Origin of the sequence: Streptomyces sp. NPDC021225 (assembly GCF_044332865.1) — a bacterium.
In the GTDB taxonomy this organism is placed as follows: domain Bacteria; phylum Actinomycetota; class Actinomycetes; order Streptomycetales; family Streptomycetaceae; genus Streptomyces.
The window spans coordinates 1-14,486 of sequence record NZ_JBIRPV010000027.1; the positions used below are offsets into that span (position 1 = coordinate 1).

The following is a 14,486-nucleotide window of genomic DNA, read 5'->3' on the forward strand; positions in this document are numbered from 1 at the left end:
CGACGACCACCACCAACACCTCCACTCCCTCGCCCACGCCCACACCACCGGCCACCCCATCACCTGGCAACCCACCCACCAACACCACAACCACACCGACCTCCCCACCTACCCCTTCCAACACCAGCGCTACTGGCTCAACACCCCCACCGAAGGCGTCGAGCCCGGTACGGACATCTCGGCGGCCCGCTTCTGGGAAGCCGTCGAAGGCGAGGACACCAACGCCATCGCCACCCTCCTCGATGTCGCACCGGGCACCTCGCTGGACGCGCTCCTGCCGGCCCTGTCAGCTTGGCGCAAGGAGCGCCGAGACCAGGCCGTCACCGATACCTGGCGCTACCAGGAGGTCTGGAAGCCGGTCGTTCTCTCCGACACGGGTCGTCTGCCACTCGGCGGCTGGCTGATCGCGATCCCGTCGCGACAGGCCGAGCACCCGCACGTCGACGCCATTCTGGACGGTCTGGCACGCCATGGGCTGCCCACCGTCCCTCTCCTTCTCGACGGCGCCCACCCCGACCTCCCGCTGCTGGAGCAGCACCTCGCACAGGCGATGGCGAAAGCTTCGAGTGGTGACCGCGCCGTCGCCGGTGTGCTCTCCCTGCTCGCGCTCGACGAGGAGCCGCATCCGCACCACCCCGAGGTGCCGCTCGGCACCGCCCTCACCCTCACCCTGGTGCAGGCCCTCATCAACCGCGACAATTTCGCGGCGCGTTTGTGGTGTGCCACCCAGGACGCCGTCGCCGCCGCCCCCTCCGACGAGCTCGGCCATCCTCTCCAGGCCATGGTCTGGGGGCTGGGACGCACCGCCGCCCTGGAACACCCGGATCTGTGGGGCGGGCTCATCGACCTCCCCGCCGACCTCACCGAGCGGGGCCTGCGCCACCTCATTGATGCCCTGACCAAGTGCCACGGCGAACAAGAACTCGCCCTGCGCGCCACGGGTCTGCGTACCCGGCGCCTCGCCCGAGCCACCTCGACGGTCGCCACCGCCCCCGAGGACACCCGGCACTGGACGCCCACCGGCACTGTCCTCATCACCGGCGGTACTGGAGCCATTGGCTCCCTCCTCGCACAGCGGATCGCCGAGCGCCACCCCGACTGCCATCTGCTGCTGGTGAGCCGCCGGGGGCCCGACGCCCCCGAGGCCACCGCGCTCCATGACCGGCTCACCGATCTGGGCGCCACGGTCACCCTCGCCGCCTGCGACGTCGCCGACCCCGACGCGCTCGCCGGTCTCATCGCGGGTATCCCTCCGACCCGTCCTCTCACCGCGGTCGTTCACACCGCCGGTGTCCTCGAGGACAACACGCTCACCGCGCAGACGCCGCGCCATCTCACGTCCGTTCTGGGGCCCAAGTCCCACGCCGCCCATCATCTGCACGCGCTCACCCAGGACCTTTCCCTCGACGCGTTCGTACTCTTCTCGTCCGTGGCGGCCCCCTTCGGCGCCACGGGCCAGGCCAACTACGCCGCCGCCAATGCCTATCTCGACGCCCTCGCCGAGCACCGCCGGGCCCGGGGGCTCGCCGCCACTTCCATCGCCTGGGGCAACTGGGGCGGCGACGGGCTGGCCGGCACGCACACAGCGCAGGCGTACCTCCGCAAGCGCGGGTTTCCGCCCATGGCGCCGCACCTGGCGCTCGCCGCCCTGGAGCAGGCCGTCCTCTCGCCCCACGCCCAGCTGGTCGTCGCCGATATCGACTGGGGGAAGTTCCCGCCCGCCCCGCACACCCGCGACATCCAGGGAAGCGGCCCCGCCCCCGGGGCCGCGGACAGCAGCGGCGGCACAGGACCCGGCGACGGCACTCGCGGCACCACCGCGAACCTTGCGGCCCGCCTCGCCGGTCAGAGCCCGGCCGAACGCTACGACACGCTCCTCGGCCTCATCGGGTCCCACACGGCGGCCGTTCTCGGGCACTCCAACTCTGAGGCGATCGCCGCGGATCGCGCGTTCCGCGAGCTGGGATTCACCTCCGTCACGGCCGTCGAGCTCCGCAACCACCTCGTGGCGGCCACCGGACTGCGTCTGCCGTCCAGCCTCGCCTTCGACCGTCCGACCCCCGCCAAGCTCGCGGCCCACCTGTTGGCGGAGTTGACGGAGCCGGGCCCGGGCGATCCGGCCGCCTCCGCCACCACGAGCAGCGTCCCGGCCGGCGGGGCGAGCGCCGCGAGGAACGCCGACGAGGTGGACACCGCCGACCCCGTGGCCATCGTCGGCTGGGCCTGCCGCTATCCCGGCGGGATCGCCTCCCCCGAGGACCTGTGGACCTTCATCACCGCGCACCGGGACGCCGTCGGGGACTTCCCGACCGACCGTGGCTGGGACCTGAAGAGGCTCTTCGACCCCGACCCGGACCGGCGGGGTACCTCCTACAGCCGACAGGGGGCCTTCCTCCACGACGCGGGCGAGTTCGACGCCGAGTTCTTCGGGATCAGCCCGCGCGAGGCGGCCGCCATGGACCCCCAGCAGCGGCTGCTTCTCGAAACGTCCTGGGAGGCGCTCGAACGAGCCGGCATCAACCCGCAGGACCTCCAGTCCAGCCCGACCGGGGTGTTCACCGGGAGCAACGCCCAGGACTTCACCGCCCAGCTGCGGCAGGCACCACCGGAGGTGTCGGAGGGCTATGCCCTGACGGGCAGTTTCAACAGCGTCGCCTCGGGCCGCATCTCGTACGCGCTCGGTCTGGAGGGTCCCGCGGTCAGCGTGGACACCGCGTGCTCGTCGTCGCTCGTGGCGCTCCATCTGGCATGTCAGTCGCTGCGGGCAGGCGAGTGTTCGCTCGCCCTGGCCGGCGGTGCCACCGTGATGACCAGCCCCTTCAACTTCGTCGAGTTCTCCCGTCAGCGGGGCTTGGCGGCGGACGGAAGATGCAAGGCGTTCTCCACCACGGCCGATGGCACCGGCTGGGGCGAGGGTGTGGGCATGGTGGTGGTGGAGCGGCTGTCGGACGCGCGGCGCAACGGCCATCACGTGCTGGCCGTCGTACGCGGCAGCGCGGTCAACCAGGACGGTGCCAGCAATGGGCTGACGGCTCCGAACGGTCCCTCGCAGCAGCGTGTCATCCGGGCTGCCCTGGCCGCCGCCGGGGTGGCCGCAGCCGACGTGGACGCGGTCGAGGCGCACGGCACGGGAACGACGCTCGGCGACCCGATCGAGGCCCAGGCCCTGCTCGCCACATACGGGCAGGGGCGGCCGGCGGACCGCGCGCTGTGGCTCGGTACGGTCAAGTCCAACATCGGGCACACCCAGTCGGCCGCCGGGGTCGCCGGGGTCATCAAGACGGTACTGGCCCTGCGGCACGGGGTGTTGCCGCGTACCTTGCATGTGTCCGAGCCGACGCCACACGTGGACTGGTCGGCGGGTGCTGTCCGGCTGCTGACCGGCGACCAGCCGTGGCCGGACACCGGGCGTCCCCGGCGGGCAGGTGTGTCGTCCTTCGGCGTCAGCGGCACCAATGCCCATGTGATCCTGGAGCAGGCGCCGCCCGTGGAGGCTCCCGCGAAGACCGTGTTCCCGGACCCGCTGACGCTGCCCTGGCCCATCTCCGCGACATCGGAGGAGGCGTTGCGCGCCCAGGCCCGGCGGTTGCGCGCATACGTGGCCGAACGCCCCGATCTCGACCCCGCCGACGTAGGGCGCTCTCTCGCGACAGGGAGGGCGGTGTTCGAGCACCGGGCGGTGCTCCTCGGCAACGGTCCCGACGACTTCCGGCGCGCTCTCGACGACCTCGCGGCAGGCGAGCCGAGCGGGAAGGTCGTCCAGGGCTCGGCCACGGGCCGGGGAAAGATCGCCTTCGTATGCTCGGGGCAGGGCACCCAGCGCTCCGGCATGGGCCACCAGCTCTACCGCACGTCCACGGTGTTCGCCCGTGCCCTCGACGAGGTGTGCGCCCATCTCGACCCGTACCTGGAACACCCCCTGACGGAGGTGCTGTTCGCCGACGAGAAGAGCGAGACTTCGGCGCTGCTGCACCGGACCGCCTACACCCAGCCGGCCCTGTTCGCCCTCCAGACCGCGCTGTACCGCCTGGTCACCGAGGAGTTCGGGCTGGCCCCCGACTACCTGGCCGGCCATTCCCTGGGCGAGCTGACCGCCGCCCACCTGGCGGGCGTCCTCAGCCTCCCCGACGCCGCGGCGTTGGTCGCGGCCCGCGCCCTGGCCATGCAGCGCCTTCCCGCCACCGGCGCCATGGTCGCCGTCGAAGCCACCGAGGCCGAGCTGCGCCCCCGGCTCAGCGGCCTGGAGGACCGGGCCGACATCGCCGCGGTCAACGCTCCCGGTTCCCTCGTCCTCACCGGCGACCACGACACCGTCCACCACATCGCCGACGCCTTCCGCGCACAGGGCAGGAAGGTCACCTCGCTCCAGGTCGGCGGCGCCTTCCACTCCCCGCAGATGGACCCCCTGTGCGACGAGATCGAGCGCACCGCCGAGAGCCTGACCTACCACCGGCCCCACACCCCGCTGGTCACCGCGTCGGCCGCCGACGAGAGCGCGCACGGGTCCGAGCGGGTTGAGGAAGGCGGGTCCGGGCCGTGCACGGACCCGGGCACTCCGGAGTTCTGGGCTCTCCAGGCGCGCCGCACCGTCCACTACGCGAGCGCCGTCGAGCGACTGCGCGCCCGTGGCGTGAACACCTTCCTCGAACTGGGCCCCGACGCCACGCTCACCGCCCTCGTCCACCGCAATCTCCCCGACCACTCCCCCGTGGCTGTCTCCCTCCTCCATCCGGACCAGTGCGAGACGCAGAGCGTCCTGACCGCGCTCGCCACGGTCCACGCCCACAGCCGGCCCATCGCCTGGGGCCGCCACTACGCCGAGCGGCCACATCCGGCGCCGCGCCACGCGGAACTGCCCACGTATGCCTTTCAGCACCGGCGCTACTGGCTGCCCACCCCCGTGGCGAGCGGCGATGTGACGACCGCCGGGCTCGACGCGGCGGAACACCCCCTCCTCTGCGCCGCCGTGCAACTCGCGGATGGCGACGGCTGCCTGCTCACGGGTCGGCTGTCGCCGCGCACACATCCTTGGCTGGCCGACCACGCCATCGCCGGGACCGTCGTGCTGCCCGGCACGGCGTTCGTGGAGCTGGCGCTGCGGGCCGGGGACCAGGTCGGATGCGCTGGGCTGGAAGAGCTCACCCTGCACACTCCGCTGACCATCCCCGCCGAGGGCGAGGTGGTGCTCCAGGTGGCGGTGGGCGCCGCCGACGAGACAGGCCGCCGTGAGCTGAGCATCCATGCCCGGACGGACGTGGACGGCGACGGGGGCTCCCCGGGTGATCGGTGGACGCGGCATGCCGACGGCTCCCTGACGGCGGCCACCCCCGACGGTGAGGGCGCTCGCGACAGCGCCGGCGGGGCCTCCGGTGAGGGCATCGATGACGACTTGGCGGCATGGGCCGCGGTGTGGCCGCCCCCGGGGGCGGAACCCTTGGACCTCGACGGGGTGTACGACCGGTTCGCCGAGGCGGACTTCGGCTACGGGCCCGCGTTCCAGGGCCTGCGCGCCGCATGGCGGTACGGTGGCGAGACGCTGGCGGAGGTCCGCCTCCCGGATCAGCCGGCCAGTGAGGCGTCGCGTTTCGGGCTGCACCCCGCGCTCCTCGACGCGGCGCTCCAGACCATGTGGCTGGTGACGCCTGACGGCGAAGCAGCGCCGGAGCAGCTGGGAGGACCCGACCAGGGTCTGCCGTTCGCCTGGCGCGGAGTGTCGCTGCGCGCAGCGGGACCATCCGCCCTGCGGGTACGCCTGCGACGGCTCGGGCCCGACACCGTGGCCGCCACCATGGCCGACGAGACGGGCCGACCGGTGGCATCAGTGGAGTCGCTGACGCTGCGCCCGGTGTCCGGGCACACCTTGCAGGCCCCTGATGCCACCGAGGCCGCCGTCCGCGACGCCCTGCTCGGTCTGGACTGGACGGAGGTACCGCGGCCTGAGGCGCAACCGGCTCCGGGGCGGTGCGCGGTGATCGGAGCCGACGGCCTTGGTCTGAGGCCCGCGCTCAGGGCTGCGGCGGGCGACGGGCGGTGGCCGGGCCTGGAGGTCATGGACGACCAAGCGGCCCAGGCGGACCCGGCCGATCTGAGCGTCCTGGTGCAGTCCCTGGTGGCGCGCGGCCCCGTCCCGGACGTTGTCATCGCCACCTGCCAAACGGATGACGGAGCCGAGACCGTACGAGCCAGGACCCGGCAGGTGCTGGAGCTGCTCCAGCAGTGGCTCGCCGAGGAGCGGCTGGCCGGTGCCCGCCTGGTGCTGGTCACCTCCGGCGCCGTGGCAACCGGTCCGGCTGAGGGAGTGACGGACCTGGCGGGCGCGGCGGCCTGGGGACTGGTGCGTTCCGCCCAGTCCGAGCATCCGGACTGCTTCGTCCTGGTCGACGTGGACGGATCGGAGGAGTCCCGAGCCGCACTGCCCGCCACCGTCGGCCTCGGGGAACCACAACTGGCGGTCCGCGGCGGCCGGATGCTGGCCCCCCGCCTGGTACGGAAGTCGGCCGGTTCCACCACCGACGACGGCCTCGTGCTGCCGCGGGGACCGGAGAGCTGGCGGCTGGAGTGTCCCGGCGCCGGCAGCCTGGACGGGCTGGCCCCGGTGGCCTCCCCAGCCGCCACGATGTCGCTGGGCCCGGCTGAGGTACGGGTGGCGGTGCGTGCGGCGGGGCTGAATTTCCGCGATGTGCTGCTCGCGCTGGGCATGATGCCCGGAAACACGGGCCTGGGCAGCGAGGGCGCGGGGATTGTCCTCGAAGTCGGTGCCGAAGTCACGGACCTTGTCGCGGGCGACCGGGTCATGGGGGTCTTCCCTGCCGCCTTCGGCCCAGTCGCCGTGGTCGAACGCGCGACCCTGGCGCGCATGCCCAACGGGTGGTCGTTCGCCCAGGCCGCGTCGGTGCCTGTCGTCTTCGCGACCGCGTATTACGGCCTGGTGGATCTGGCGCGCCTGCGGCCGGGGGAATCGGTGCTGATCCATGCCGCCGCGGGCGGAGTGGGCATGGCCGCCACGCAGATCGCACGTCATCTGGGAGCCGAGGTCTACGCCACCGCCGGCCCGGGCAAGTGGCACGTGCTGCGCGCTCAGGGCATTCAGGACGACCACCTCGCCTCCTCGCGCACCCTGGACTTCGCGCAGCGCTTCACGGCCACCAGCGGGGGGCGGGGGGTCGACGTCGTCCTGAACTGCCTGTCCCAGGAGTTCGTCGACGCCTCCCTGCGCCTGGTGGTCGGCGACGGCGGCCGGTTCCTGGAAATGGGAAAGACCGACATCCGCGATCCAGAGCGGCTGGCCATCGACCATCCGGGCCTGCGCTATCAGGCATACGACCTGATGGAAGCCGGACCGGAGCGGGTCGGGGAGATCCTGCGCACCGTACTGGACCTGTTCGGCCGCGGTGTCCTGGCGCCCCTGCCGACGACCTGTTGGGACATCCGACAGGCGGAGCACGCCTTCCGCCATCTACAGCAGGGCCGCCATATCGGCAAGAACGTCCTCACTCTGCCCACCGACTGGGACCCCGCCGGCACGGTACTGGTCACCGGCGGTACGGGCGTGCTGGGCGCGGCCCTCGCCCGCCACCTGGCCGCCACCGGCCGGGCCCGCCATCTGCTCCTGGCCAGCCGGCGCGGACCGGACGCCCCTGGCGCCGACGAGCTGCGCCGGGAGCTGAGCGAACTGGGCGCCCAGGTGACCATCGCCCCATGCGACCTCGGCGACCGCGCGTCCACCGCACGGCTTCTGGAGTCGGTGCCCGACGAGCAGCCACTGACGGCCGTGGTTCACGCGGCGGGGATCGTGGACGATGCCACCATCGGCTCCCTCACCCCTCGCCACCTCGACACCGTTCTGGCCGCCAAGGTCGATGCCGCCCGGCATCTGCACGAGCTGACGCGCCATCTGGACCTGGCAGCGTTCGTGCTCTTCTCCTCGATCGCCGGCGTCGTGGGCTCGCCAGGGCAGGGCAACTACGCCGCGGCCAACGCCTTTCTCGATGCGCTCGCCTATCAGCGGCGCGCGGCAGGGCTCCCGGCGGTGTCCCTGGCCTGGGGACTGTGGGAGGAGGCCAGCGGAATGACCGGCCACCTCGACCGGACCGACCACACCCGCCTGGCCCGGCTCGGCATCAAGCCGCACACCACCTCACAGGCGCTGTCCCTCTTCGACGCCGCGGTCACCCGCCACCAGCCCGTCCTCGTCCCCGCGCGCCTGGACCTCCCGGATCCGAGCTCCGGCGCACCGACCCTGCCGCCCCTGTACCGGGGCCTGGTCAGCTCCGAAGCGCGCCGGACCCGCCCGAACCGCCGCACAGCCGGAGCCGGTCCTTCGGCGCTGCGTGCCCGCCTCAGTGGGCATGACCCGGCCGGACAGCACGACATCGTGCTCGCGCTGATCCGTTCCCATTCCGCTCTCGTCCTGGGCCACAACGAGCCGGACGCCATCCATCCCGGCTCTCATTTCCGCGCCCTCGGCTTCGACTCCCTGACCGCCGTCGAGCTCCGCAACCGGCTGAACACTGCCACCGGCCTCCGGCTCCCCGCCACCCTCGCCTTCGACCACCCGACGCCCGGCGAGCTCGCCACATACGTCAAGGATCGAGTGCTGCACAACGGCGGCACGGCGACGGTGGCCCCTGTGCTGGCCGAACTCGACAGGCTGGAAGCGGCCATGTCCCGGGTGGAGAAGGACGACGCGATCCGGTTCAGGATCGTCACCCGTCTTCAGTCCCTTCTCCTGAAGTGGAACGGGTCGGACGGCACCGCGGACCACAACGACGGCGCGGACCGGCTGGCCTCCGCGACGGCCGGCGAAGTCCTGGACTACATCAAAAACGACCTCGGCCTCTCCTGAATCGACGAGACCCGCCCGCGTCCTCCGCAGTTCTTCAAACGTGTTCAAGGACGCTCAAGGAAGTGATCCCAGTGGTGCACGAAGACGAGCTCCTCAGCTATCTGAAGCGGGTAACCGCCGACCTGGACCGGACTCGCCGTCGTCTTTACGAGGTCACCGAGCGGGAACAGGAGCCCATCGCCATCGTCGGCATGGCATGCCGCTTCCCCGGCGAGGTCCGGTCCCCGGAGGACTTCTGGCAGCTCATCGTGGCGGAGACGGACGCGATCGGGGATTTCCCCACCGACCGTGGCTGGGACGTCGAGCGGCTGTACGACCCGGACCCGGACCGGTCCGGCACCTGCTACACGCGACACGGTGGCTTCCTCCACGACGCTGCCGGATTCGACGCCGAGTTCTTCGAGACCTCTCCGCGTGAGGCGCTGGCGATGGACCCGCAGCAGCGGCTGCTGCTGGAGGCCTCCTGGGAAACCTTCGAGAGCGCCGGCATCGACCCGGCTTCCGTACGCGGCAGCCGAACCGCCGTGTTCACCGGTATCAACCCGCCGGACTACCCCGTCGGACACGCCTCGCGCCCCCCGGAGTCCGCAGAGGGCTTCATCCTCACCGGCAGCGCGGGGAGCATCGCCTCGGGCCGAATCGCTTACGCGCTCGGGCTGGAAGGGCCTGCGGTCACCGTGGACACGGCGTGTTCGTCGTCTCTGGTGGCCCTGCACCTGGCCTGCCAGGCGCTGCGGGCGGGGGAATGCTCCATGGCGCTGGCGGGTGGGGTAGCCGTCATGTCCACCCCACGCATTTTTCTGGAGTTCGCGCGGCAGCGTGGGTTGTCGGTGGATGGGCGGTGCAAGGCGTATGGGGCTGGGGCGGATGGTACGGGGTGGGCTGAGGGTGTGGGGATGTTGTTGGTGGAACGGCTGTCGGATGCGCGGCGGCTGGGGCATCGGGTGCTGGCGGTGGTGCGGGGCAGTGCCGTCAACCAGGACGGGGCGAGCAACGGTCTAACCGCGCCGAACGGTCCGTCGCAGCAGCGGGTGATCCGGCAGGCGCTGGCCAGTGCGCGGCTGTCCGCGGTGGATGTGGATGCGGTGGAGGGGCATGGGACGGGTACGCGGCTGGGTGATCCGATCGAGGCGCAGGCGTTGCTGGCCACGTACGGGCAGGAGCGGTCTGCTGATGCGCCGTTGTGGCTGGGGTCGGTGAAGTCGAATATCGGGCATGCGCAGGCCGCGGCGGGTGTCGCGGGGGTCATCAAGATGGTGATGGCCATGCGGGAAGGGCTGCTGCCGCGGACATTGCATGTCCAGGAGCCGTCGCCGCATGTGGACTGGACGGCGGGGGCGGTACAGCTGCTGAGCGAGGCCATGCCCTGGCCGGAGACCGACCGGGCCAGGCGTGCGGGCGTGTCGTCGTTCGGGGTGAGCGGCACCAACGCGCACGTCATCCTCGAACAGGCACCACCGGAGGCCCACCACAACCTCGCGGACACCTCTTCGGCGTCGTTTCCCTGGATGGTGTCGGCCAAGTCCGAGCCGGCACTACGCGCCCAGGCAGCACGACTGCACGCGTACCTGACGGCCCACGGCGAGGCCGACCCGGCCGACGTCGGACACGCGCTGGCCACCAGCCGCACCCCCTTCGAACACCGCGCCGTACTCCTGGGCCCCGGCCGCGAGGACTTCCTCCACGGCCTGGCGGCACTGGCGGCCGGTGAGGAGCACGAGGGGCTTGTGCGCGGCGTGGCGTCCGGAGCGGGGAAGCTGGCGTTCCTCTGCTCGGGGCAGGGCACACAACGCCCCCGCATGGGATACGAGCTCTACCAGGCCCTCCCGTTGTTCGCCGAGGCCCTCGACGAGGCCTGTACCCACCTCGATCCGTATCTGGAACAGCCTCTGCGGGATGTGATGTTCGCCGAGCCGGACACCGACACGTCCCGGCTGCTGGACCAGACGCTCTATGCCCAGCCCGCCCTGTTCGCTCTTCAGGTCGCCCTCCACCGCCTGGTCACCGAAGGCCACGGAGTCACGCCCCACTTCTACGCCGGACACTCCCTCGGCGAGATCACCGCAGCCCACCTCACCGGCATCCTCACCCTCACCGACGCGGCCCGCCTGGTCACCACCCGCGCCCGCCTCATGCACACCCTCCCCACCACCGGCACCATGACCACCATCCAAGCCCAACCCCACGAAGTCCAAGAACACCTCACAGGCCTCGAGACGCAGGTGTCCATCGCGGCCGTCAACGCCCCCGGATCCGTCGTCATCAGCGGCGACCGAGATGCCGTGGACACTGTTGCCGCCAAGTTCCGGGCCATGGGGCGGAAAACGACCCCGCTCAATGTCAGCGCGGCCTTCCACTCACCCCACATCGACCCCATCCTCGACGAGCTCCGCGACACCGCCCAAACCCTCACCTACCACCAGCCCCACACCCCCCTCATCACCACCGACCCCACCGGACAAAACCCCACCACACCCGAATACTGGACCCACCAAACCCGCAACACCGTCCACTACACCCACACCACCCACCAACTCCACACCCATGGTGTCACCACCTATCTCGAACTCGGACCCGACACCACCCTCACCACCCTCACCCACCACAACCTCCCCCACCACACACCCCACACCACCGCCCTCCTCCACCCCCACCAACCAGAAACCCACACCACCCACACCGCCCTCGCCCGCCTCCACACCCACGGCCACCCCACCACCTGGCACCAACAACACCACACCCACCACCACACCAACCTCCCCACCTACCCCTTCCAACACCACCACTACTGGCTCAACACCACCCCAACCCCCAACACCACCAACGTCCGGTTCTTGGATTCGCTGGAGAAGTACGACGTCGATGCAGTGGCCTCCGCCCTGTCCATCGACCGTGACTCCTCTCTCGAGACCGTCCTGCCGGCCCTCTCCGCCTGGCGCAAGCGCCACGACGACCAGACCGTCATTGATTCCTGGCACTACCGCGAGGAATGGAAGCCGGTCACTCTCCCCCAGGCCAGCACCAGGTCGCCCGGCACCTGGCTCGTGGTCGTGCCCGCTCTTCAGAGTCCTCACGCCCTTATCGACCTCGTCGCCGATGCCCTGCATCAACTCGGGGCGCGGACCATCAAGCTCACCCTCGACTCTTCCTACTCTGATCCCGAAACCGTCGCTCAGCAGCTCACTGAGCACAGCGACGGCGTGAGCATCGATGGTGTGCTCTCGTTTCTGGCCTTCGACGAGGAACCCCACCCCGAACACCCCCACATCCCCACCGGAACAGCCCTCACCCTCACCCTCACCCAAACCCTCACCACCCACCCCCACATCACCGCACCCCTATGGGCCCTCACCCAAACAGCAACCATCACCCACCCAACCGACACCCTCAACCACCCCACCCAAGCCCACATCTGGGGACTCGGACGCACCACCGCCCTCGAACACCCCGACCAATGGGGCGGACTCATCGACCTCCCCACCACCCTCACCCCCCAACACCTCCACCACCTCACCACCGCCCTCACCACCCAACATGATGAGCGCGAGCTCGCGCTACGTTCCACCGGACTTCACGCCCGACGTCTGATCCGTACAACCGCCCACTGCACACCCCACGACCCCCAACCCTGGAAACCCCACGGAACCATCCTCATCACCGGCGGCACCGGCGCCCTCGGCACCCACATCGCCACCTGGATCGCCACCCACCACCCCCACTGCCACCTCCTCCTCACCAACCGACAAGGACCCAACACACCCCACGCCACCCAACTCCACCACCAACTCACCCAACTCGGCGCCACCACCACCATCACCACCTGCGACACCACCAACCCAACCCAACTCACCAACCTCCTCAACACCATCCCCCCAACCCACCCCCTCACCACCCTCATCCACACCGCAGGAGTCCTTGACGACGCAACACTGGCCACCCAGACTCCCGATCATCTGTCGACCGCCCTGGGCCCCAAGGCATACGCCGCCCACCTTCTGCATGACCTCACCCGGCATCTGGACCTCGACGCCTTCGTCCTGATCTCCTCCACAGCAGCCACCTTCGGCAGTCCGGGTCAGGCCAACTACGCCGCCGCCAATGCTTATCTCGACGCCCTGGCCCAGCACCGCCGCGACCAGGGACTCCCCGCCACCAGCATCGCCTGGGGGCTCTGGGAGCACGGCGGCTTGGCCAACGCCGAAATCACCGGGCACCTGGCGCGCCGAGGCCTGCTCCCCATGCCCACCGAACCGGCACTCACCGCGCTTTCGCAAGCCATCGTCGCGCCGGGGCAAGCCCACCGCATCATCGCTGACATCGACTGGAGCACCTTCGCCGGCCTTCTGAGCCACACCGGCGAATTCGTTCCGCTCATCCAGGACATTCCCGAAGCCCGGACGCAACGTACTCGGGATGTGGTGGATCAGCAGTCCGGCACGGCTCTGCATCGACAGCTCGCCGACCGGAACCCGAGCGAACAACAGGAGTTGCTTCTCCGGCTCGTACGGACCCAGGTGGCTGCGGTCCTGGGACACAGCGACATCGACGCGGTGCCCCCAGACCGCCCCTTCAAGGATCTCGGACTCGATTCCCTCGCCGCCGTCGAGACCCGCAACCGGCTGACCGCCGTCACCGAGCGGCGCCTCCCCACCAGCCTCATCTTCGATCACCCAACGCCGACCAAGCTCGCCCGGTATGTGCAAGCCCAATTGATGGGCGAGGGATCCGCCTCAGCGAGCGCGGTGGTGCCCAGCCCCGCCATCAACGCCGACGACGACTCCATTGCGATCATCGGCATGGCGTGTCGCTTCCCGGGAGGCGTCAGTACGCCCGAGGAGTTTTGGGATCTCATCCTCATGGAACGGGACGCGATCGCGGACTTCCCGACGAACCGTGGCTGGGATCTCGAGGGAATCTTCCATCCTGATCCTGCGCACAAGGGCACCTGTTACACGCGGCAGGGCGGCTTCTTGTACGACGCGGCCGAATTCGACCCCGCCTTCTTCGACATCAGTCCCCGCGAGGCACTGGCCATGGACCCGCAGCAGCGGCTCTTGCTGGAGACCAGCTGGGAGGCGCTGGAACGGGCGCACATCGACCCACGGTCGCTACAGGGCAATCCTGTCGGCGTCTTCACCGGCATCAACGCTCAGGACTATGCGATCCACCTGGAGCGTTCACAGGAGTCCGTTGAGGGCTATGTCCTCACCGGCAGTTCGAGCAGCATCGCATCGGGCCGAATCGCTTACAGCTTGGGGCTGGAGGGGCCCGCGGTCACCGTGGACACGGCGTGTTCGTCGTCCCTCGTCGCCCTGCACCTGGCCTGCCAGGCGCTGCGGTCCGGGGAGTGCTCCATGGCCCTCGCCGGCGGGGTCACCGTCATGTCCACCCCCACCACCTTCGTCGAGTTCGCTCGACAACGGGGGCTGTCAACAGACGGTCGATGCCGCGCCTTCTCTTCTACCGCCGACGGAACGGGCTGGGGCGAAGGTGTGGGGATCTTGTTGGTGGAGCGGTTGTCGGATGCGCGGCGGTTGGGGCATCGCGTGTTGGCGGTGGTGCGGGGCAGTGCCGTCAATCAGGACGGGGCGAGCAACGGTCTAACCGCGCCGAATGGTCCGTCGCAGCAGCGGGTGATCCG

The 14,486-nt window shown here is 70.5% G+C and carries 2 protein-coding genes; both read left to right on the top strand.

The window, feature by feature from the left end; genetic code table 11:
* On the top strand, positions 1–8,845 hold an 8,845-nt coding region (locus tag ACH4S9_RS46925; protein ID WP_398377794.1), incomplete at its 5' end, for an SDR family NAD(P)-dependent oxidoreductase.
* Between the two features lie 71 nt (positions 8,846–8,916).
* Positions 8,917–14,486 (top strand): type I polyketide synthase (locus ACH4S9_RS46930; RefSeq protein ID WP_398377796.1); only part of this gene is annotated, 5,570 nt, incomplete at its 3' end.